Source organism: Niallia nealsonii, assembly GCF_002835805.1.
GTDB classification, from domain to species: Bacteria; Bacillota; Bacilli; order Bacillales; family Cytobacillaceae; genus Niallia; species Niallia nealsonii.
On the sequence record NZ_PISE01000031.1, the window covers coordinates 170,440 to 194,892 of the forward strand.

At 35.1% G+C, this 24,453-nt stretch carries 18 protein-coding genes and 1 other annotated feature; of the genes, 1 reads left to right on the plus strand and 17 read right to left on the minus strand.

Features of this window, described 5'->3' with window-relative positions:
• Nucleotides 1-353: 353 nt before the first annotated feature.
• The 11 genes from CWS01_RS14975 to CWS01_RS15025 all read right to left on the minus strand — a co-directional run bounded on the left by CWS01_RS14975 (nt 354) and on the right by CWS01_RS15025 (nt 13,820).
• Nucleotides 354-2,054, minus strand: coding sequence for a 2-isopropylmalate synthase (locus CWS01_RS14975; protein ID WP_101177992.1), 1,701 nt, complete (start codon nt 2,052-2,054; stop codon nt 354-356).
• A gap of 63 nt (nt 2,055-2,117) precedes the next feature.
• Nucleotides 2,118-2,339, minus strand: a binding site (T-box leader).
• Nucleotides 2,340-2,542: 203 nt separating this feature from the next.
• Nucleotides 2,543-3,556, minus strand: coding sequence for a hypothetical protein (locus tag CWS01_RS14980; protein ID WP_101177993.1), 1,014 nt, complete (start codon nt 3,554-3,556; stop codon nt 2,543-2,545).
• Nucleotides 3,543-3,890 (minus strand): PadR family transcriptional regulator, encoded by a 348-nt coding sequence (locus CWS01_RS14985; RefSeq protein ID WP_101177994.1) that lies wholly within the window; start codon nt 3,888-3,890, stop codon nt 3,543-3,545. The genes CWS01_RS14980 and CWS01_RS14985 overlap by 14 nt, the downstream gene beginning before the upstream one ends.
• A gap of 196 nt (nt 3,891-4,086) precedes the next feature.
• On the minus strand, nt 4,087-4,518 hold the full coding sequence (locus CWS01_RS14990) for a YfmQ family protein (protein WP_101177995.1): 432 nt from the start codon (nt 4,516-4,518) through the stop codon (nt 4,087-4,089).
• 372 nt (nt 4,519-4,890) lie between these two features.
• Nucleotides 4,891-5,619: an HAD family hydrolase gene (locus CWS01_RS14995; protein ID WP_101177996.1), complete on the minus strand. Its 729-nt coding sequence runs from the start codon at nt 5,617-5,619 to the stop codon at nt 4,891-4,893.
• Between the two features lie 142 nt (nt 5,620-5,761).
• Entirely contained in the window at nt 5,762-7,759 is a 1,998-nt protein-coding gene (gene tkt / locus CWS01_RS15000) for a transketolase (RefSeq protein ID WP_101177997.1), read from the minus strand.
• 93 nt (nt 7,760-7,852) lie between these two features.
• The gene (locus tag CWS01_RS15005; RefSeq protein ID WP_101177998.1) at nt 7,853-9,142 is read right to left on the minus strand and encodes a class II D-tagatose-bisphosphate aldolase non-catalytic subunit; all 1,290 of its coding nucleotides are present in this window, start codon (nt 9,140-9,142) and stop codon (nt 7,853-7,855) included.
• A gap of 19 nt (nt 9,143-9,161) precedes the next feature.
• Entirely contained in the window at nt 9,162-9,470 is a 309-nt protein-coding gene (locus CWS01_RS15010; protein ID WP_101177999.1) for a PTS fructose-like transporter subunit IIB, read from the minus strand.
• Between the two features lie 19 nt (nt 9,471-9,489).
• Nucleotides 9,490-10,554 (minus strand): PTS fructose transporter subunit EIIC, encoded by a 1,065-nt coding sequence (locus CWS01_RS15015; protein ID WP_101178000.1) that lies wholly within the window; start codon nt 10,552-10,554, stop codon nt 9,490-9,492.
• A 1-nt stretch (nt 10,555) separates the two neighbouring features.
• A complete protein-coding gene (locus tag CWS01_RS15020; RefSeq protein ID WP_101178001.1) occupies nt 10,556-11,011 on the minus strand; it encodes a PTS sugar transporter subunit IIA in 456 nt (151 codons plus the stop codon).
• A 778-nt stretch (nt 11,012-11,789) separates the two neighbouring features.
• On the minus strand, nt 11,790-13,820 hold the full coding sequence (locus CWS01_RS15025) for a BglG family transcription antiterminator (RefSeq protein ID WP_101178002.1): 2,031 nt from the start codon (nt 13,818-13,820) through the stop codon (nt 11,790-11,792).
• A gap of 295 nt (nt 13,821-14,115) precedes the next feature.
• Here CWS01_RS15025 and CWS01_RS15030 point away from each other — a divergent pair, with 295 nt between their 5' ends.
• Nucleotides 14,116-15,063, plus strand: coding sequence for an ATP-dependent 6-phosphofructokinase (locus CWS01_RS15030; RefSeq protein WP_101178003.1), 948 nt, complete (start codon nt 14,116-14,118; stop codon nt 15,061-15,063).
• Nucleotides 15,064-15,439: 376 nt separating this feature from the next.
• Here CWS01_RS15030 and pdxR read toward each other — a convergent pair whose 3' ends face one another.
• The 6 genes from pdxR to CWS01_RS15065 form a co-directional block, all read right to left on the minus strand.
• Entirely contained in the window at nt 15,440-16,879 is a 1,440-nt protein-coding gene (gene pdxR, locus CWS01_RS15035) for a MocR-like pyridoxine biosynthesis transcription factor PdxR (RefSeq protein WP_101178004.1), read from the minus strand.
• Nucleotides 16,880-17,263: 384 nt separating this feature from the next.
• Nucleotides 17,264-18,091 (minus strand): carbohydrate ABC transporter permease, encoded by an 828-nt coding sequence (locus tag CWS01_RS15040; protein ID WP_101178005.1) that lies wholly within the window; start codon nt 18,089-18,091, stop codon nt 17,264-17,266.
• 16 nt (nt 18,092-18,107) lie between these two features.
• A complete protein-coding gene (locus CWS01_RS15045; RefSeq protein WP_101178037.1) occupies nt 18,108-19,403 on the minus strand; it encodes a carbohydrate ABC transporter permease in 1,296 nt (431 codons plus the stop codon).
• A gap of 240 nt (nt 19,404-19,643) precedes the next feature.
• On the minus strand, nt 19,644-20,945 hold the full coding sequence (locus CWS01_RS15050) for an ABC transporter substrate-binding protein (protein WP_101178006.1): 1,302 nt from the start codon (nt 20,943-20,945) through the stop codon (nt 19,644-19,646).
• Nucleotides 20,946-21,012: 67 nt separating this feature from the next.
• Complete coding sequence (locus CWS01_RS15055; protein WP_101178007.1) at nt 21,013-22,014, minus strand: LacI family DNA-binding transcriptional regulator; 1,002 nt, start codon at nt 22,012-22,014, stop codon at nt 21,013-21,015.
• A gap of 905 nt (nt 22,015-22,919) precedes the next feature.
• Nucleotides 22,920-23,930, minus strand: a complete 1,011-nt coding sequence (locus CWS01_RS15065; protein WP_101178009.1) for a DUF3231 family protein — start codon at nt 23,928-23,930, stop codon at nt 22,920-22,922.
• Nucleotides 23,931-24,453 lie beyond the last annotated feature (523 nt).

Consider the following 24,453-nt stretch of genomic DNA (forward strand, 5'->3'; position numbering starts at 1 on the left):
CATTCTTTCTTTTTTATAAGCTATGTAATTAATTGTAGCATTATTATAAATGATTTTTGCGGGTTTTGGCAGTTCATATTTTCCTTTTACCTATAAACAAGAGATGTGATTTCTAGATTCACTAATTTAAGTAGTTTTATCTAATAAAATTTCTTCACTTATTTTATTTCGCTGTTTTCTACTCCATAAATATAAACAAATAGTGGATATAGCCATAAACTCCCCTTATCAAGCTAAAAATCCTATACTACTTAATTGCAGTATAGGATTTTTTATGATGTTATATTGTATGAAACAACGAGGTTAGGTTTTAACCTACATGATTGCCTTTAAAAATACAAAACAATTCCTCGTTATTTTTTTGAGGATATATACTCCTTTTCAACAGGAACTAAGTTCGCTATCATATTGTTAACGGCACTAAACAGAGCTTTTATAGATGAGGACATAATATCTACGTCAATCCCACAGCCCCAATATACGTTACCATCTAAAGTAGTAATCCCTACATAAGATACAGCTTTTGATCCTGAACCTATTTCCAACGCATGCTCTGTATAGACTAAATCCTTATACTGAATATCCAATTGAGTTTGAAGAGCATTGCTGATAGCGTCTAGTCTGCCATTTCCGCTGCCTGTCAACTCATGTTCTTCATTATTCATCCGGATTGATACAATCGTTTCATACTGTTCATTTGGAGCAAAATTGTAATGGATAAACTCAACAGGTGTCTTGATATTGACATACTCATTCATGAATATGTCATAAATGTCATTCGGCAGCAGTTCTTTATGCTTGTGATCGGAAACATTTTTTACACTATACCCAAAACTTTCGCGCATTTTGGTAGGCAAGTCAAATCCATATTTTTGTTGAAGTATATAACCGATTCCCCCTTTTCCGGATTGGCTGTTAATTCGGATAATATCTCCTTCATATTCTCTGCCAATATCCATCGGATCAATCAATAGATAAGGTACACTCCAATACTGGCATTCTTTTTCTTCGCGCCATTTCATTCCTTTGGCAATGGCATCTTGATGGGAACCTGAAAATGCAGTAAAAACGAGTTCCCCTCCATATGGATGTCTTTCATGAACTGTCATTTTTGTCAATTTTTCATAAACAGAAATGATTTTAGGGACCTGTTCAAAATTCAGCTTGGCGTCTACTCCATGGGAAAACATATTTAATGCAAGTGTGACAATGTCTACATTGCCTGTTCTTTCTCCATTGCCAAATAATGTTCCCTCCACTCTCTGCGCTCCGGCAAGCATTGCAAGCTCTGCATCTGCGACGCCAGTGCCCCTGTCATTGTGCGGATGGATAGAAAGAATGACATTGTTCCGGAAGTTCAAATGATCGCTCATATACTCAATTTGGCTTGCATAAATGTGAGGCATGGACATGGATACGGTAGCTGGCAAGTTGATAATTACCTTGTTATCCGCTGTAGGCTGCCATATATCAAGTACCGAGTTGCAAATGTCAAGCGCGTACTCCATTTCTGTACCTGTGAAGCTTTCTGGAGAATACTGAAACTGGAAGTTTCCTTCGGTTTCAGCAGCATATTTCTTAAGCATTTTTGCTCCAGTTACAGCAATGTCAATAATCTGTTCTTTAGATTTCTTGAATACTTGCTCCCGCTGTGCCACAGATGTGGAATTGTAAAGATGCACCACCGCTTTGTTTACACCTCGCAGCGCTTCAAACGTTTTCTTTATAATATGTTCTCTTGACTGTGTCAACACTTGAATGGTCACATCATCTGGAATCAAATCTTGTTCAATCAATGTGCGTAAAAAAGCATATTCTGTTTCTGATGCAGCAGGAAAACCTACTTCTATTTCCTTAAAGCCAACCTCCAAAAGCAATTGAAAATATTCTAACTTTTCTTCCAGGCTCATCGGAACGACCAAAGCCTGATTTCCATCTCGAAGATCCACACTACACCAAGCAGGAGCTTCTTCAATATACTCCTTCTCCATCCACTTCAAGCTTTTTACTGGGGGCATAAAGTAACCCCTAGCATACTTTTCAATACTTTTCATTTTGTATTTCCCCTTTTTCTTTAATAGTTGGTTTAAATTAAAATAAAAAAAGCCTATCATCTCATAAGAGACGACAGGCTTTGCCTACGTGGTACCACTCTTTTTGATTCATTTAAAAAACTAAATGAACCCGCTTAAAGACTTTATTACGGCAGTCAACCGTTAAGACCTACATATCAGTCTTACCACTCCTGGGTGAGTTGGGGAGTTCATCGACTGTCTTTCACCAACCGACAGCTCTCTAAACGATGAATATTCCTTAATAATCCCAATCATTGCGTTTGAATTATCTGATTTTCATAATTTTATAATTTGTTGAGTAAATAGTCAACTCCTAATTTAGCTGACTAATTTTATTTCCATTTCTGCTATTAAACAATTTATCTGGTAACTATCGATGATATAACAGTAAATGCCAGTAATTTTACAAGATTTCAAAAAATCTATATACATTTTAATCTATTCATTCTTACAGCTCTATTTATCTATCATAACTCCTTTCGGTTAGGAATCCTCGATTTTCTAAAGCCATCAAATATATGAATAACAGCAAATACAATACAAATTGAAATGATTCCACCGGTTATCCACACTTTTAGCTGCAGAGCTGTGATAGAAAATAAGTCGGTCATATAAAGGATAAATTCTTTATTTAACAAATCTGGATGGCTGAAAACAACAATAAACACAACGGTTGCTAAAATTTCGATAATGCTATTTATGATTGCCATATTTTTGGTCCATTGACCTTTTATTAATTGATAAAGGGCAAAGGTAATTTCCGCTCCAATTATAACTACAACGATTGGCCAATACTTTAGCAAAATATCCTGATTCATCGCTGATGTAATAAACTCAAGCCTATTTCCGCCCCCTTGATATACTCCAAGAAGATGATTGGCATAAAAATAAAGTGTTGCCCATATAGCTGTCCATAGGAGGCTTCCAAATACCTCACACTTTGTGATAGCCTTTTTCTTTGGGATATAAGAAATATTCTTTAAATCATCAGGTGTCCATAGCTGAAAACTTGTGGTTAAAGGTTTCGTGTCTTTGACTTTGTCTATTCGCTCTAAAATAGCAAAAGCGATAGTTAACCAGAAGAATACTTGGAGACTTGTTTCGAGAACTCTCCAAATTCCTATTCCGATCATGTCTAATACAAGATTCATGACTGCTTCTTCCCCGTTAAAACCAATGATATGCTCTGTAATCATGGAAAGTAGGGAAATAACAGCAGCAATAGGCAAAATCATTTTTAATAAAGATAGATATAGATCAAAGTAACGTGGTCCAATTAAATGCATGGGCTGATCCCGATAGCGGCTCGCTAAAGTAGCTGGATTGCCTAGTTTCTCAAGCGCTAATTTCATATCGTCTTCTGTATAATCATCTGGAAGCATATCCTTAATAGTGGATCTTAATTCCATTCCGATATCTTCACGGTTTTTTTCAGGCAGCCTTCGAATAACTTCTTCTATATAAATCTCAATCAGATCCATCGTCTTCCTCTCCTTTTAATAATCCATATAGTTCTTTTGAATTTTTTAACCATTCCTTTTTCAGCTGCAAAAAGATATCCATTCCATATTCGCTTAAAACATAATACTTGCGGGGCCTGCTTTCTGTAGTATCCCAAATGCTGGTCACTAGTTCTTGTTTTTCTAAACGACGTAACAATGGATATAACGTACTTTGATCAATCGCTATTCCTGAATTCTCCAGTAATTGAACCAAAAAATAGCCATATTGAGGTGTTTGCAATTGACTTAATACAGCTAATGTCAATGTTCCCCTTCTTAGTTCCGTCGTTAATGAATTTAATAATGTACCCATTCACCCACCTCGTTTATTAAATACTATATGTTATACACTATATGGTTTATCCTATGTAACATACACTATTGTTGTTACTCAAATAATTGAAATAAATGAATGTAAGTGAAAAGAATAATAATAAATAAGCCATTACTCACCGATTAAAAATCAGGAAGCAATGGCTAAATACTTTTTTAAACGAAATCTACTGTTTTTAACATAAAACGTTTTGAAGGTTATCGGATCGCAAGCTGTAAGCGACTATTTTCTTTTTATACTGCTTTACAACATCCACATGATCGTCATAACTGTAGACAGATATCTTAATATTTTTTCTGCCTTGCTTAGCATTAATGACTATTGGAGTACCACCGTTCTCTGGATGTAGATATAAATGCTCGTTATATCCCGAAAATATTTGATATTTTTCGAGAACAGTAGCTTCGTTAAAATAATGAATAAATTGGATTTTTTCTTCGCCTTTCATATTTTTTCCGTTGACGGTTATCGTAGCATTTTCATCATTTAGTTTTGAATGCATTTCATACTTTCTTATAAGCCAGTTCACCACACCGGTTGGAAGACAAGTCATTAATACTTTAATCATACATACTACAAGTGTCGTAATTATAACAGCCCATGTCATCTATCATCATCTCCGTTACTTTCTTTTTCAACATTTTGTTTTCATTCTATTATCATAATAAAAACTGGAGAAATTAAACCATCCAATTCCCTTGAAAAATAATCATCCACTTTAAAAAAGACCATTTCCACCTAGAAATAAACAATAAAAAATTCCTTTCCGTTAGTATCTCAGGAGAGGAATTTTTTATGAAGTATATGTATTGAAAAAGAAGTAATGGAAAAAAAATCCGTTATTCGTTTTTTATAGCGCAAGAAAAAGTTTAATAAAGGAAAATATAAAAAAACTTTTTCTCCTTTATTAAAGCAGAGCACTCTTAAATATCGTAAATAACTGATTAAAAAGTTATGAAGTTAGAAAACAATATTCTTATTATAACTTTATGCTATTTTTAATCAAAATTTTTTTCAGAATAGAAGTAGGACTGTTAAAAGCATCCATAATATAGTCTGGATTGTATTCCATTTCATTGGAGATTGGATGATTTCTTCTATTGACCCATATAGATTTCCAGCCTGCTTTCTTAGCTCCTACTACATCGTTCATATAAGAGTCTCCTATATAATAGGAGTTTTCTGGGATTATTCCCATTTTCTCTTGAACATAAGAAAATATTTTTTGACTAGGCTTTGAAATTCCTACTTTACCAGATATAAAGATATTTTCTTCTTTAATCCAGTTAGTGAGAAGTAGTTGTGCTATTTTGCTTTCTTGATGACTCGTTGGTCCATTTGTTATGACTCCCATATTGATTCCTAGGCATTTTGCAAAATGAAGCACTTCTTTCATTTCTGGATGGAGTACTATTTTCTTTTGGTTCGATTCATAAATGGATTGAAATAAAAAGGCATCTTCCCGCTTTATTTGGATTCCAAGTGATTCAAAAGCTTTGCTGATTCTGTATATATGCATATCTGTTTTGGTCATTTTCCCTGCATTCACCAGTTCAAATACTTCATCACTATAATATCTGCTTTTTACAAAAAGCAATTCTATGGAGCAATTATACTGATACTGATCAAATACTTCATGATAAGCATCTTTAAAGGGGATTAGTTGGTCGTATAATGTATCGTCCACATCAAATAATATGTTTATCATTAGCTCCTCCTTAACAATCCGATTATACTAGTTCTAGTTTTGAATATTTTATAGGAAAACTTGCATGTTTCATCTATTCCTTTTTAAAACTCTCCAAGAAGGAAAAGGTTTAAGACTTTTTGCCTTAAACCTTTTCCTTCTTCTAAATAGAATGATAGGTGTTTACGATATTTTCTACTGTAAATCCGAACTCTCTTAAAATTTTATCTGCAGGAGCACTTGCTCCAAAATGATCAATAGTGACTGTTTTCCCGTTTATGCCCACATAGCGGTCCCATCCGAAACTCGCTCCCATTTCAACTGCTACACGTTTCGTTATACATTTAGGAAGAACACTCTCCTTATATTTAGCATCTTGTTTTTCAAAAACTTCCATACAAGGCATCGAAACGACTGCTATATCTTCCCCTTGTTGCGCCAGCAATAATTTTTGTGCTTCCATAGCAAGGTAAACCTCGGATCCTGAAGCAATGATAATGCCATCTGGTGTATCTTTTTTTGAGGAAGATAAAACATATGCTCCTTTAGAAACCAGATGAGCTTTTTCTTTTGTTCCTTCTAATACAGGTAGATTTTGTCTCGTCAACGCTAATACAGTTGGCGTTTCTTTAGAAGTTATGGCTACTTTCCATGCTGCAACTACTTCGTTACCGTCAGCAGGTCTAAACGTTTGTACATTTGGAATAGACCGTAAGCTGGAAAGCTGCTCAATTGGTTCATGTGTTGGACCGTCTTCGCCTACAGCTATTGAATCATGTGTTAAAACTAATGTAATTGGGTTTTTCTGAATAGCAGCTAAACGTAAAGCAGCACGAAGATAATCGACGAATACAAAAAACGTTCCGCCATATACTTTTGTTCCTCCATGTAAAATAATGCCGTTTAAAGCACAGGTCATTGCAAACTCTCTGACACCAAACCAAATATTTTTTCCTTCATAATGGTTATATTCAAAATCTTTTTCTCCCATAACCATTGTATTATTCGATGCTGATAAATCAGCAGATCCTCCCCAAAAGTTAGGCAATGCTTTGGATAATGCATGGATTGTTTCTTTACTCGTCATACGACTCGCCGAACTTTGGCCAACTTCATATACGGGTAACTCATTGTCCCAACCTTTTGGCATTTCATCTGCAAAGGCAGACTCGAATTGAGAGGCTAATTCTGGATATTGTTTTTTGTAGGATGAAAAAAGATGGTTCCATTTATCTTCCTCTAACACACCTTTTGAGGTGATAGTTTCTATAAATCTTGCTCTAACATCCTCTGCTACTGTAAATGATTCATTTTTGTTAAATCCATAGAATTCTTTTACGTTTTTTGCTTCTTCTTCGCCTATTGGTGATCCATGTACTGCTGAGGTGCCTTGATTACTTGCACCATAACCAATAATAGTTTTTACCTCAATTAAAGTTGGTTTTTCTTTTTCCTTTTTCGCTTCTTCAATAGCGCTTGAGATGGATATTAGATCAGTTCCATCTTCCACTAAAATATATTGCCAACCATTTGCTTCATATCTTTGGCCAACATTTTCAGTAAAGGACTTGGATGTCGGACCATCTAAAGATATATCGTTAGAATCGTATAGTACAATCAGTTTGCCCAGTTTCATATGTCCTGCCATGGAGCTTGCCTCTTGTGAAACTCCTTCCATCAAATCGCCGTCTCCGCATAAAACATAAGTATAATGGTCAACAATAGGATAATTTGGTTTATTATAAATGGCGGCAAGATGAGCTTCAGACATGGCCATGCCAACTGCCATAGCAATTCCCTGTCCTAATGGACCAGTGGTTGCTTCCACTCCATCGACATGATGTACTTCAGGATGTCCTGGTGTATTACTATTCCATTGCCTAAATTGTTTTAGATCCTCTATGCTCACTTTATAGCCAGCCAAATGCAATAAACTATATAGCATAGCAGACCCATGACCTGCAGAAAGAATAAACCTGTCTCTATCCACCCAGTTTCTTGATGTTAATGGGTTTATTTTCAAATGTTTAGTCCATAGCACATAGGCCATGGGAGCAGCGCCCATCGGCAATCCAGGATGTCCAGAGTTTGCCTTATTTATCGCATCAATACTTAGTGTACGAATAGTATTGATGGCTTTACTATCTATAATATCAAACATTGTACTTTCTCCCTTACAACAGAATAGCTAATCTTCGTTTGATTAGCTATTCATTAAAGTGATAAATTATTGCCTAGAATAACGATGTATCAGTTAGTACAGTACAGTTTCTTTATTATTAATAATATTTTTAATTCTTGTAGTAACACCTTTTAAATTGTAGCATTCTGCATAATCCCTAATTGGACGTTTGATGTGATCAATTACATATCGCTTTCCATCTACGTTAAATTTGCGCAAGTTTGCATACATTTTTTCAATTTCATCTTTAACTGCGTCATCATTAAATGTATAATGGCCAGCTATATCAAGAATCTCTGCAGACAGCTGTGCATCTTGCATGATTTCATTGACAGTAAGATTTTTTTGTTCCCCAATCATCCATTTTCTCCAGCGTTCACTTAAGATAGCATGTTTTAATAGTACTTCTCTTGTATTAGATTTATCTGTAATTAAACCATTTTGAACTAATTTTTCTTCAAGCGCTGCAAGATTTAAATAAGCTCTTGTTTCTTCTGTACCATATTGAGGTGCTACATTAGTTGCAGTGATTTGTGAAGGAATATGTTCAAGTAAAGTAACATCATCCAAATAGTCTCCATTGTGCTCTTTAAGGCCAACACCATATTGTTTTGCCATCTGAGCTAAATCGTAAGCATTTTTGAAATTAAAAGTACCAACTTGTTCTGTTTTGCGAGTTAAAGTGCCGGTTTGGCCTACTATGAAAGTTGGCATTGGCAAATTACGTTTTCCTAGTTCCTCTTTTAAACGGTTAATAAATGTTTCATAGGTTTCTGTTGAAGTTAAACCACCATTTGTTTCTTCTGTACCTACTTCATAGCCAATCTCAGGAAAATTGCGGGCTTTTCTTTCATTCTCACAAAATTCAATTAGGTCAACCGTTCTTTCTAATACTGCATCAAGAGGCATAACCTTTCCTACTTCAAAAGGATCTTTCGTTGGATCAATCATTAATAAATCGAATCCTGATTCAATATCTGCTATATAGGATTGCTTACCTTTTTCCATTGCTTCTTCTAATGGCAAATGATCATTTCTTTCTTGATCACGCTGCCATGGACCTCCATGGTCACGGCAGATATAATATAATCCCTTGTAGTCAATTTTTTCAGCCACTTCTTTTACAGCCTCTACAAAAGTGAATTGATTCCATCCATTTACATATCCCCCTCCAAGTTCGTCTGCATCCACTTGGTTTCGGCTAGCAATAAACATGACAGGATAATCATCATCATGGGAAAGTTCTAAAGTTGCTTGCAGACAGTTTTTAGACATAGGCCCAATTCCTAAAATAGTGGCACTTTCTCCTGTTTTTTGCAATTCCAATAGTCCTTCTACAACTTTTTTAATTGGTAATTTCATTTTTTATTCCTCCTTATTATTATTGAAAAGTATCTTTTAATTTTTTGATTAAAGCATCTGATTTTTTTATCACGTCTGATACACTCATTTTCACCACTTTTTTCCCTTTGAATCTTTCAATCTCACGGATTTCTACATCATTTGTAAGAATGACACAGCTTGCATCTTTAATCTCATTCGCATTTAATTTATTTTCTATGCCTGAAGATCCTTGGGTTTCCACCTTAATGTTTACCCCAAATTTCTTAGCCGAAAGTTCTAAAGATTCTGCGCTCATATACGTATGAGCTACACCACTAGGACATGAAGTTACTGCAACTATTTTCATATTAATACTCCCTCTCTGTTTATAATTGATCAAATGTTATATCTAAATCTTCCAAGTCATCCTTTTTGTTTGTTTCTATCAATTCTTCTTTTGAAGCGTCCTTTTTTAATACTCTTAAAGCAACTGCTGTGACTACAGCACCTAATAAGACGGAGATGACATATCCAAACCTATTTTCAACTACTGGCAATACAATTAATCCTCCCCAAGGTGCATGATTTAATGTGCCAAATAGGAATGCTGAAATATTTCCTGCTATAGAACCTAACATGATCGATGGGATAACTTTTAAAGGATCTGCTGTTGCAAAAGGAATTGCTCCTTCTGTTATTCCTACTCCCCCCATTAATAGGGCAGCAATACCTGAGTCTTTCTCCTCTTTTGTAAACTTTTTAGGGAATAGTAGCGTTGCTAATCCGATTCCAATCGGTGGAACACAGATGGCTACCCCTACTCCCCCCATCAAATAAGGAAGTGTATCCACTTGAGTTTGAGCAAAAGTTGCCGCCACTTTATTAATAGGTCCTCCCATATCTGACGCAATCATAGCTCCTAAAATTCCACCCAGCGGAACCTTTGCCGCACCTGACAAACCATTAAGTGCTGCTGTCATCCAATCCATAAAAATGGCAATTGGCTCTCCTATTAAGAAGACCATTATTACACCAACGATAATGGTTCCCCCTAATGGGTAAAGAAAAATAGAGCCTAATGTTCTAAAGGTAGTCGATAATTTGATTTTCTTTAATTGCTGTACAACAATACCGGCTAAAAAACCAGCGACAATGCCACCAATAAACCCAGCCCCTATTTCACTAGCTAAATAGGCTCCGATCATTCCAGGTGCTAAACCTGGTTTATCTGCTATACTAAATGCAATATAACCGCCTAATATGGGAATAAATAATGCTAAACCGGCTGCACCAATTTGATTTAATTTCGCTAGCCATCCAGCTTCAGGAACAGCAGCTTGACCGCTTAACATAACAGAAAGAGCGAATAAAATACCACCAGCTACTACAAAAGGAATCATATAAGAGGTTGCTGTCATTAAATGTTTTTGTAAGTATTTTAATGTTTTCATGTTAAGCTCCCCTTAACTTTTGGTTTAGTATTTCCACTAGATTCTCTTCATCGATATTTCGAATTTCACTTCTAAAACTTTCATGCATCAATAATCTTGCTAGTTTAGAAAGAATTTTCAAATGTAAACTGTCTTCATTTTTCTTTGGAACCGATATAAGAAAAGTTGTATTTACTTCATCTCCTTCATCCGTCCACTTTACTGGCTGGGCCAAGCGTCCAACTGTAACGGTAGGTGTTTTTACGCCTTCACTCTGGCTATGAGGCAATCCAATTTCATGCCCTATATAGGTGGATAAAGTATTTTCCCTCTCTAGGACATCATTTAGAAAAACCGCTTTGCTGTACAAATAATTTTTTTCCTCTAAATTTGCAACTAATGCTTTAATTACTTCTTCTTTACTAGAAGCAGCAATATTAGAAACAACTAAAAAGTCTACTAAGCTATTGTTATCCATAGCATCTCCTCCTTCTTATTCTGCTTAGACTAATAAATAACATGACTCTATTAATCTGATGAAAATGAATATTATTTGTTTCAATGCTCATATACTCATATTTGTATATAATCCAAATATGCACCTAGACTTAGACTATTAAAAAAACTAGTTTGAGTACTCATCATTTCATGTCTCTGTCTATGTATTTAGAATAATGCAAAGAAAGCACTTTCACAATTTAAAGAATTTGTAATTTTTTTTTACAAAATATAATGATGTAAACATATTTAGCGTGTCGAAAAAGTTTTGAAGCAAAAATCCAGGCTGAACGAAAGCGTTTGATTATCGAGAAATCTCCCTTTGACTCCCCCTTTTTGAGAAGCGGATTTACCTTTTTTGGTAATGAGCACCGCAGAAAAGGAGAATGACGAAAAGAGCAAGCATTTTTCAGGCAGCCTGCATCTTATTCCTGTTTTTCTTGCATATATACAGTAAATGTTTATACAACGGGCTGGATTAAACTATTGTTTCACACACCTATACAAATAAAAAAAGCGCCTCAAAAAAGACGGACTTTTTTTGAAGCACTCTCTTATCGCAATTATTATAAACATATTTATTGTCTATTTGGTAAGAAAAAAATAGCATAATGGCAATTACTGTTACGGATATATGATGACTTGGCGTGATGAATAAGGAAGTATGCATTCCCTTGTTGATTCGTATATAGATTTTTTATTTGCTAATTCTCCATCATCTAAAATGTGTAAGACTATTTTCTTATTTCCATCCACACTTATTGAATTCTTTTTTCATACTCTCGTATAATTTGATCTGCTTCAAGAGGGCTTTCTGCTTTTTCTAATTGTGTAATAAAATCTGTGTGGTAAGTCATTTTTGTTAGTCCTATAACTGCAGGTATTTGTTCCTTTTTATCCTTGCTCGCTAACATAAAAATAATTTTCACGCCTTTTTCTCCAAAAGAAATGGTTTTTTTGCATATTAATAAACTTACACTACTTATCTTTACTAAATTACTATTATTGCCATGCAAGAGTGCAAATTCTTGATCTTTCACCGAATAAAACCCTAATTTTTCTTGAATAGCTATTATACTTTCTGTGTACTCTTTATCAATAGATCCAGTATCTGATAGTATTTTCCCACTTATGTTAACCGCTTCTTTCCAATCAATGGATGTATCTATTATTTTAATAGCATCAATGCCAATTAAATCACTTAAATTCAATTTTCTCTCCGGGATTCGAACTTCCAAATAACCAAGTTCTTCTTTAATAACATCCATAACCTTCTTTTTAGTATTCCCATCAAGAAAATCTAATCTTCTATTAATAGTTAGATAATTTGTCAGGATATTCTTTTTTTGCAGGCCTGCATTTTCTAATTTAAGGAAATCTGCTTCATCCATGACTGGATTAATTTGAACAATCGGTTTTTCTGTATTCATCTTTAGTTTCGCAGTTGTAATGATTAAATCCACATTATCCCAATTATTAAATTCTTTTACTATATAACGGGGAATCGTGTCTACGTAATTAATTTGATAAGTACTATTTAACTTGTCTTTGATCATGGCAATCGCTCCATAGCCTAAACCACAAACAAGTAAAACATTTTTGTACTGGACCGTGCTGTTTCGCTGCATACTTGCTAAAAAATAGATGGTTAATAACGTAATTTCATTTTCATTATCAATCTCTCTCAGCAGCTCAATCTCTTTTATAGACATTTCGAGCTCTTCTTTAAGATAACCATATTCTCTCGGAAGTATATTAAAACTATTATCGTATATTTGAACATTACTTCGAATTCTCTGAAGCAATGGTGCAACATGGTTCAATAAGCCTTTATATAATATAGAGTCTTGATTAAAAGGAACATTTAAACGTACAGCCATAGTGTCTATAAGCATATCTACCGTCTTTTCGGTAGTTAATAAATCGAGTTCTTCATTTAAGCTAGCATATTTACTTGTATAGAAGATAAAACTAATTAAAATATCTATTTCTTTCCTATTAAGCTTATAATCAATTATTTCTTCTAATTCAGCAATTATCTTTCTGTCAAATGTAGACATCATATAGTTTGCATCATGTAATGGACTATCTAAATTATTTTTAATATACCAAGTAAAAACTAAAATATTCGCTAAATACCAATGATAAGAATCATCGTTGAGTACCCATCCCATTTGATTCAGTAAATCTTTTGTCCACCTTTTAATCTTATGTACATTAATATCTTTTAACGATGTTTTTATTTCTTTTAAGATAAACTGGTGATAATTATCCACATTTTCTTCTTCGGAGTCCATATAATCGATATAGTCTCTAAAAAGGTTTACCCTTTCATTAAGCAAATTTTTCTCATTGCCAATAATAGAGAATCCACGTTTGTATTCTAAAACAAACTTTTTATCTTTTAAATCACATTCAATGATAGACAAATCATTCTTTAAGGTCGTTCGAGAGACCATAAAAATCTCGCTTAATTTTTCTAGGTTCAGGTTTTTTATGTTGAAAAAAATAAAAAAAGTAAGGATATTTATTCTTTCAGATGGAGTAAAAAAGTAATCCTCTTCTTCATTTAAATCTAAATAGGTTAATGCAGGGGGGACCAGCAATTTCCCTTTACTTTTTTTACTAATAACATCTAGATTTTTCCATTTTAAATGAGCATTTATGTTGTCAATATCATACCTTATTTTTCGCTCACTGATATCTAGTTCTTGACTTAATTCACGATAACTAGACTCCTCTTTCCCTTCCAAGTATTTCATTATCTGAATCATTCTTCCGCTAATCATTTACGATATCACTCCAACATTATAATAATGAGTACCTAATGCTTTTTGCAATCCTTAATATGGATTTCCAAACCTTATCATTCCAATCCCCCCTATTAGATGTATATCAACCCATTTTCTTTTGATAAGTATGATATGTGGAAGAATTTTTTACAAAATATTTACCCACAAGGTCTTAGAAAACGGTTGCATTTCATCTATTAGTATTTTATACTTTTAAACAATAAAATACATCAAAATATGTCATTTTAATAACTCTTATATTTAAACTATTAACAAGGAAGAAGAGAACATTATGCAAAAAATAGCTGTCTTAACAAGCGGCGGTGACTCACCAGGAATGAACGCTGCACTATATGGAATAATAAAAGAAGCGGAACAAAAAAACATTACAGTTGTAGGTTGTTTGGATGGATTTATTGGCATTATAAAAGAGAATTTTATCGAACTGAAAGAAAAAGAACTCTCGAAGTATATAAATATAGGTGGAACCCTGCTAGGTTCAAAGAGATTTCCAGACTTTTCTAAACTCGACATTCAAACTAAAGCCCATTCCATCTTAACACAACATGGTATTGAAGGATTAATTGTTATTGGAGGAGATGGAAGCTACCATGGTGCGTTGGCTCTAGCAAATTTACATTTTCCTGTCATTGCTATACCAGGAACAATTGATAATGACATTCCATTAACTGATTTAACACTTGGTTTTCATACCGCTATCGAAAATGCAGTAGATGCTATCGATAAAATTAGTACATCTGCTTATAGTCATGGCCATATATTTGGAGTAGAAGTGATGGGCCGAGAAGCAGGTGATATTGCTATCTGGTCCGGTTTCGCTACAAATGCTGATGCTATTATAGCGAAAAAAAGTGATTGGGACTTATTTAACGTTATTCAGAATATAGAAAACTCCTTTGAGGCAGGCAAAAGAACACAAATGTATATTTTGGCAGAAGGAGCTATTTCTGCAGAAGAATTTAAAAGACAAGTGGAAAAACACTCCAGTTTTAAAGTCCGGACTTTAATGTTAGGACATATTCAGCGTGGTGGTACGCCATCCGTTACAGACAGGATCTTAGGAATAAAATTTGGTCAACAAAGTGTAAGAAGTCTTATTAATGGGGCACAAGGAAAGTGTTTATCCGTGAATAATAATACTATAGAGGAATTAGATATATCTCAAGTGTTAAAAGCGGATAAAGGAAAGCCATTTATTCCATATGGACTGGATTATTAATCTATCTCTTTCCACATACTAGCAGTGGCAGCAAAAACCATGGACGTGGTTTATACTGCCACTGCTGTCTATTTGTTTACCAGATTTCACTTGCTACTAGTGAATGGTATATGTATAGGTTGCTTAACAGAAAGCCTCTGCACAGATGAATAGCGATAAAAAAAATATTTCCCTTACTGAAATTCCCGTTCTGATGAAATAAAATACTTGTTCAAGAGTATCCTCCAGCTAATTTCCTTCTAGGAGTTTTTATTCACAACCAATTTTTTCCAACTCATTCCTTCTACCTGCCATCTATAGAAAAAAGGATGACAACATTTGTTTAAGAGCTTTTTTCCTATTCGTATTCATCCTCTCGATAGACATTCCCATCAAATTACATATTGCTGCTTTTTCGTATTGCAGTCGCAAGTCGCTTGACTCCTGTACGGATTTGATTAGCATTCACTCGTCCATATGTCAGCCTCATATATCCTTTTTTCGTGCCAAGGGTTAAACCTGGTGCATAGATGACTCCTTCTTTAATCGCTTGTTCAAGCAGCTTAAAATCATCTATTTCTCTCTTTACATGACACCATAAATGAATGCCTCCTTTAGGAAGAGAATAGTCCACCTCTTCCCTTAAATATTCTCGAAAGCTATCGGCCATGACATCTCTTTGTTTTTTTAATTCCGACTTCAGCCTCTGTATATGTTCATCAAAATAACTCGAACGCAAAAATTCGTTGCCTAGCCACTGGGAAATAGTAGAATGTCCAAAATCAAACTGTTGTTTCGCATCCGCAAGTCTTTCAATAACAGGGGTAGGTCCTATAATCCACCCTATTCTAAATCCAGAAGCAGCAATCTTGGTTAACGAACTGACATACAAAACATTTCCATTATGATCTAAGGATTTTAAGGTAGATACATCATCTTCTGTAAACGAAAGGAGACTATATGGATCATCCTCTATAATTGGTATGCCAAATTCGGAAGAAATGTCTAATATCTTTTTCCGCTGATAGTGGGACAATAACGTTCCCGTTGGATTTTGAAAAATAGGATTAAGAAAAATCATTTTAATTTGGTGCTTTTTATGCAAATCAATAAGATCTTCTGGATTAATCCCGTTTTTGCCAACAGAAAGACGAAAAACCTGAATTCCTGCTGATTTAAATATAGGCAAACTATAGCTATAGGATGGATCTTCTATCACTACAGCATCACCTGGCTTAAGTAAGCATTCGATGATAAGGTGAATGGCTTGTTGTGCCCCTGAAGTAATTAAAATCGAATTAGGCTGAGACATAATCCCTTTATATTTTTTTACATGCTCCACAATTGTTGTACGTAGATCTATATTTCCTTGTGGGTGATCATATCCTAAGTTACCTGTAAATTCTCTTGTACTAATAACCTTCCGAATATATTCATCTGGCATTAATTCCTTAGAAAGCTCTCCGCTGGCAAAATTAATAAAGTGTTCTTCTTCCGATTCCTTTCGTATTCGCTGCACAACAGGCATATTCGGTTGGAAAGATCCTCTTTCAATGTATCGATTCCAGCTTGGAATTCTCTTTTTGGTAAGCCCCCAAATATCTTTGCTGATCGTCGTCCCGCTGCCTTTTTTTCTTTCTACTAACCCATTAGCCTCTAGTTCCCCGTAAGCCGCAACAATTGTACTGCGATTTAATCTATATTTCTCCGCCAGTTTTCTTTCAGAAGGCAGCGGTTTGTCAATGGGAAAAGTGCCATCTGCAATCCCTTGTTCTATATACTCTGCAATCTGTTTATAAACAGCTTTTTTGCTTTTTTTATCCGGCTTCCATTCCATGAACCAATTCCATCCTTTTTATGTATTCGTTTTACAGAACCTATAAACAGTTTTTTTATCTCACATTATTTATCGTTATATTAGTTGATATAATATACAACTAATATAACACTTAATTGACTGTTGAACATAAAGTGAAACTTCAATCAGGCTTTTATGGGCAGTTATCCCCCATCTAGATTTCTCGTTTTCTCTTACCATCCTTTAGATGGGGGTCAAAAGCCCGTTAATGCGTGATAAAAAGGGCCATCCAATAGCCGGAAAATCGACTTCTTGAACAGTCCCCTTGTTTTCATTCTTTATCCATACTTATAGCATTCTCTAATATAACACTTCTTTTAACAGACGATGGTTTCTTGAATTTTTTATGTCTTTAATGAAAATCTATTCTTTCACAGAACCGCTTGTTAAACCTGATACAATCCGTCGTTGGAAAGCAAGCACCAAAATAACAAGTGGAATGGTCACTACAATGGTCGCTGCAGCAATTTCTCCCCAAGGAATGGTAAATTGTCCTTGGAACATGGCAATTCCAACCGGAACTGTTTTAAACTTTTCTTCGGTATTAATCGTTAAGGCAAATAGGAATTCATTCCACGCGGAGATAAAAACAAGAATGGAGGTGGTAAAAATCCCTGGTGCTGCAAGTGGAAAAATGACTTTCCAATAAGTCTGTAGCATGGAAGCGCCATCTATATGTGCTGCTTCTTCTAGATCAAATGGAATCTTTCTAAAGAAAGTAACGAGAATCCAGATGGATAAAGGCAAGGTAATGGTTGTATAGGGAATGATTAAACCTAAATAAGAATTCGTTAAACCAAGATTTTTCAAAAAAATGTAGATGGGTGAAATCGTTGCGATTTGTGGAAACATGGAAACGGATAACACAAGGCCCAAAATAAAGGTTTTGCCTTTAAATTGCAGGCGTGCAATGGCATAAGCTGCAAAGGAAGCAATAAAGACCGTATAAATGGTAGTAATGGATGAAACGACAAAACTGTTCCAAAGATACCGAAGAAATGGATAATTCACAAACACGGATACAAAGTTTTGAAAGGTTGGGTGTTTCGTATATGGTGTAAAGGATTTATCTCCAAATAATTCGGTCATCGGCTTAATGGAGGTAATCAGCATCCACAAAAATGGAAACATCACCACAAAAACAAATAAAAATAAACCTACATAAAATAAGATTCCAGCCTTTTTGTGCATTCCTTTCTCCCCCCTTTTATTTTTTTGAATGATCCCCTAACAAATCTCTTCCTAGGAATTTAATATAAATCATGGAAATAATGGCAACACAGATAAACACAATAACAGAAAGAGCTGAGCCATCCCCAAAGTTTGTTTGATTAAACATGGATTTATAAGCCATGATGGAAATCGTTTCTGTCGAGTTTGCTGGTCCTCCTCCTGTTAAAACAAAAATTAAATCGAAAACACGGAAGGCATCAAGTGTCCGGAATAATAATGCCACAAGCAAACTCGATTTAATTAATGGCATGGTGATGGATGTGAATTGCTTCCATTTTGTTGCTCCATCGATGGAAGCAGCTTCGTACAAAGCACCCGGAATGGTTTGCAATCCAGCAAGCAAAAGCAACGACATATACGGCGTTGTTTTCCAAACATCCGCAAAAATAACCGAAAACATCGCACCACTTTGTGTTGTCAATAAATTAGACATACTGTCCACCAATCCGAATTTTTCAAAAAGCATGGCGACAATTCCGTTTTGTCCATCATATAGATATTTCCACATTAAAGCAGAAACCGCTGTTGGAATGGCCCATGGAATCAAAATCGTTGCCCGAATCAGTCCACGTCCAATAAACGCTTTGTTGATTAATAAGGCGATAGCTAGTCCGAGAACAAGCTCAAGGGATACGGAAATGATGGTAAAGGTCATCGTATTTCCTAGTGCGCGCCACATTCTTTTATCTGTGAGGTTTTCCTTGTAATGCTCTAAGCCGATAAAAGTTGGCTCAACAACCACTTGATTCATTGCAGAGGATAAGCCAACCACTTTTTTCTCTTGTGCAAGTTTTGTGTTCTTGCTGATTGCCTTGAGTTCCTCATGAATTTTTTTTGTCGATTTTTGGATATCTTTTGCTGTTTTTTTATCAATCTTTACAATAGCTTGTTCTGGATTGATTTCTTCCATATTCGTCAGCTTATCGTTTACTATGTCATAGTTTTTATGAATGCTTGATTTCTTTTGGAGTTTTGTGTCTAATGCTTGAAGCTTCGATTTTATTTCTGTGAGCTCGTCTGCTGCATTTCCATTCCTTATTTCATTATCAATCCCACCCACTAGAAATGGATAATTATCTAAGTATCGTTCTAAGTCAAAACTATAGGATAAATGGGTTTCTGATTTTGTTGGACTATTTAACTTTAAGTCAAACAAACTAAAATAAAATGATTGCAGCACTGGCCAAACAGAGATTACTAAGATTAAAAGGAGAGCTGGTGCAATTAACATATAGGCCATTTTTTTTTCTGATGCTTTCTTTTTTGCCATTCCATTTGTTAAATGATCATTGTGGGCTTTTTTCATTTTTTCACTCCCAATCTTAAAAAGCGTAAAGCGCCTGGTTTTTAACGTATAAATTTACTGAACTTTGACTTATCCGTGAGAGAAGGAATCCAATTCATTAATCGATAGGCGTTACATATACGAATATTTTCACCTCTTTTGTCCTTTAGAAAAATATGTATTAGCCTTCATAGGAAGACTAATACATACCCTGTTTCTTTATACTTATTTGACTAATTTTTCATTCATTTCTTTTTCCATGTTTTTCACCGCATCTTCCACTGTTTCTTCCCCAGCGATTGCTTTTGATACATGAATTTGAATAATTTCAGAGATTTCTTGATAGTTTGCTGCAACAGGACGTGGAACAGCTGCATTTAAACCTTCTTGGAAGTTTTTATCAGCAAAAGATGGGTTAGCATCAAGCACTTCTTGGTCTTCAAATAATTTTGTAAGAGTAGGTGCGTGACCACCATAGATAGCATCGATTTTTTGCCCTTCCGCACCAGCCATGAATTTTAAGAATTCCCATGCTTCTTTTGGATGCTTAGAGTATTTATTAATACCAGCCATCCAGCCGCCAAGTGCTGCTGCGCTTCCTGCATCCCCTTTTGGAAGTGGAGCGATTGCCACTTTCCCTACCACTTTGGACTTGTCTTTATCGTTAGCGCTCGCATATTCATATGGCCAGTTACGTAAGAATGGCGTTTGGCCTTCCACAAACGCTTGATCCGATTCTACCTCCGTAAAGGTTGTTACGTTTCCAGGTACAAAATCAGAAGTTGCTACTTCCACTAGCTTTTTCAGACCTTTGATTGCTTCTGGGCTGTTAATTACCACTTCATTTTTCTCATTAATAAATTTACCGCCATATGCAGCAACAAATTCAATAGCATTACATACTAACCCTTCATATTGCTTCGCTTGCATAACATAACCAAATTTTGTACCGCCTTCCCCTTTTTTCGCTTTCGCTGCTGCAATTAGTTCATCCCATGTTTTTGGAACTTCCTCTTCTTTTACTAAATCAGTCCGATAGTAAAGAAGGCCAGCATCAATAAATTTAGGCAATGCCCATTGCTTTCCATTAAATTGTGCTGCTGCAAGAGCACCTTGGTTGTATTCATTTAAGTCAATGCCATCTTGTTGAATAAAACGATCAAGTGGCATAACATAGTCTGCTTGCGCGAATTCAGCTGGCCACACAACGTCCATATCGAATACATCAATTTCATCGGACTTTGCATTTAATGATGTAATATAAGCATCATGCTGTTGTCCGGAATCGTTCGGCATTTCTTTAAATTCAACATCAATATTAGGATGTGATTTTTCAAAAGCTTCGACCATTTTTTCTGTACCCTTCGTTTGATCTTTCCCACGAGAATAAACAATCGTTACTTTTTCATCTTTTCCAGTGCTACTGCTTGTTGTACTAGTTTCTGAATCCTTGCTTGAACATGCACCTAAAGCTAGAGTTAATGACATGGCGACCGCTAAGTATTTCATTGGCTTTACTTTTTTCATACTTCTCCCCCTCTTTTAGGTGTAACTTGTAAATTATTTATGTAATTGAAAAAAACAGTAATCATCGTCAAGTGGAAGCCCTCTCAATCAAATGTAAAGAAAGAAGAATATCCTCCACATCCTTCTGATCTTTTTTTTCAATAACATCCATTAAAAGCTTTCCAGCCTGTTGCCCGATTTCTTGCATTGGTTGCATGATGGTGGTGATTGGTGGAACCGTTATTTCTGCAATCGGCTGATTATCAAATCCAATAACTGCAATATCTTCCGGAACACGCAATCCACATGTAGCTGCTTCATTAATGATTCCGGCAGCAACCTGGTCACTTCCAGTAAAAACAGCGGTTGGTGGATCTTTTAGCAAAAGTATTTTTCTTAGTACTTGTCTTCCGCTTTCCACATCAGAAACATTTTCAAAAACCCATTCCTTCCGGTTTTTTAATCCAAACTCCGAAAGAGCCCTCTTATAGCCTACTTCCCGTTCAGCGGATATTCTACTGACAAATTGATCTCGACAAAACCCACGGCAATAGGCTATTTTCGTGTATCCTTTTTCGATGAAATGCCGGGTGCCGATATATCCTCCGTATTCTTGATCTAATCGTACAGATGGAATCTTTGCCTGGTCATCATATTCGTTGCAGAGGATAATTGGGCCACATTCCGTGAAGTTCTTGATTTTTTCCCAGTTATTTTCAATAGAGGTTAAAATGATTCCATCGACTTGCTTTGTTTTTAAAAGACGTAAAAAATTTAATTCTTTCTCCTTATCATACCGTGTTTGACAAACGAGCAGCTGATATCCATAATCATGGGCTACTGTGTCAATCCCTTCCAGTAGATAAGCAAAAAATGGATTCGTTAACAAAGGAACAAATACAGCAATTGTTTCCGTTTTTTGACTTCTGAGCTTTTGTGCAGAAGAGTTAGGATAAAAGTTTAAAGCATCCATCGCTTCCCTTACTAATTTCTTTTTCTCTTCCGATACATATGGATGATTGTTAATCACTCTTGAAACCGTTGCACGTGACAAGCCAGCTAGTTTCGCAACATCTGCTATTGTTGGCATATATTCCCCCCTATCCACTCCCTCCTGCTTTGTTTAAAAAAGAAAGATTCAAAAATACCGAATGAAAACGTTATCATGAAATCGTTTTCAAAAATTATTGTAATAAATATACGCTGAAATTACAATGATTATTTTCTTATTTTTTACATTTATAACAATATAATCAAATTACGATGAATTATGATAAATTACGACATTACTATGAATGCTTTCTTATTATTTGAAAGAACAAAACCTTAAAAATCTTACCAAACATACTATCTAGCTATTTCGAAAAGAAAAAAGGAAAAGTAATAATAAGAGAATAGATTTAAAGAGTTTAATCAGATATGCCAAGCAATTACATGCCCAGTATGTGATAGATGAAGAAATGATTATAAAGAAGAAAGATTCTTTAATGGGTGTTCGTTCTAAACAGAAGCATCCATATTTTATAAAGAGCACGTATTAGCATGAAAATATAAAGGATAAGGAGATAAAAAACAGGATTATCATTCAGTTTTTTGAAAATAAATTAGTAGTGTTAAGTCAGCTGCTCAGGAATATTTCATCTGTTGACAATGATATAAAAATTAAAGGACGCCAAGGAAAAGGAATCAGTGTGACAGAGATGCATGAAGATTTATATCATATACAGGTCCATGTTGAAAAAGTGGTAAAAAAACAACTATTAGTAAATGACATGAAAAGAAAAAGAAGGTAAATGCCTTAAACACTCCCCTTTTTATTAGTAAAAAAATGTAGTCCATTCTGTCTTCGGAAGATTTAATCCTTCTTTTCCTTTCCCCTCTCTTCTTTCCTCTTCTGTGTTAATACTAAATAAAACCACTGTCCACTATTTCAGCATAAAAAACAGGATGCTCATACTAGAGCTCCTGTCTACTAAGTCAATTTCTGTAAGCAGGCTATCCTTTCATTCCCTTCGTCAACTGTCTCCGGTCACTCGCCATTGGCGGTTCTTCCAGCCAGCCCTCATCAATCATTATATTCGCTCCATCTTCTGCATACTTTGCAAGCTCCGCAGTAAGCGTGGCATATTTTAATGCCAAATCTCTTCTCGCATTTACACTAAATGCGGTCCCATAAAAAGCAATCGCAATTTGTGTCGACAATTGCACCTGATACATCATTAATTTCTCCGAAAAGGGGGATGTGGTGGAATCTGTAACAAAAGATTGCAAGGATATTGGGGAATTTAAATTTTCTTCCCGAAAAATGGCATTAAATATTTCTATATGCTTATTGGAAATATTCATGCCTCTTAAGAAGTACTTGCCCAATTTTTTTTCCTTCGTCACTTGGCTGAACGCAAGCTTTAAGACAACATGTAAATTCATTTTGTTCATATTAAATGTAATATCACCGATCTCCATTGCAGTCAGTGGACGTCTTTCTCCAAACCAGCCTGTTAAAAAACGATCATGTTTGACAAAGTTAATGGAATTTGGCGGCGTAAGTACGGGCGGTCTTGTATAAAGTCCTTTATTTAACATGGTATCAAGTATCTTTTCAAAAAGCACCATGGTTTCTGTATTACAAGCTATAAAGTATTTCCTAATGTCCTTTCGAATGGAAGTGCTAACGGAAAGAGCATAGCCTGTTAGCCCTTGTAGAGACATTATATACATATAATGGAGATAAAAGGGCTCTTGAAATAACCTCGGTGCATGAATGTTCACGTCTTTCTCCGTAAATCCTAATGGAATAGGACGGTTTTCCCCCTTGAAAAATTTTTCCAGCTTGATAATATGGTTCTCTGCTAAATGTAAAGCCGATTGATAAATGGATTGTATTTCTTTGTCTTCTATATGTTCTAAGGCATATTTCGAAAAACATATGGACATGGAATCAAACATGTACTGTGTCCATAAACTGGCTATCTCTGAAGTGGTAAGTGGTATATTTTCTGATTTCAAAATCGCAACTCTCCTTTATAGATAGTTATAGAATGTATAAATTGCAATAAATTATTCCTTTTACTATAATTTCTGCGAATATACAAGTTTTTTGATAGTTCTTCCCCTGTTTCTTATGTTAAAGAAATCAAAATACCCAAAACCTCTATATTCTCAAATTTATTTCGTGTTATGGTATAGAGATCAATAGGACATTATCAAAGCTGGCTATCAGCTATTCACCACCTATATTATTTGCCGGAATCAAAATTTTTTTAGGTGGAGTTCATTTCCTTTTGTTTGCTCTTCCAACGTATAAAACCTTCATTTTAAAGAAACTTGGCATTATTATTTGCTTTCTGCTTTTTCTTCCTATTATTTTCTGCCATTGTTTTTATGGAACCCATTTTACTTGGGATAGTTTGTTGACTATGGCTGGAAGAGTAGATGGATGACTTAAAGATCTTTGAACTAATTTTTGGTTTCATAGGGGGAGTGATACTAAGTACAAGCAGATTTACAGGAAGCTGGAAGCCAAAAAGAA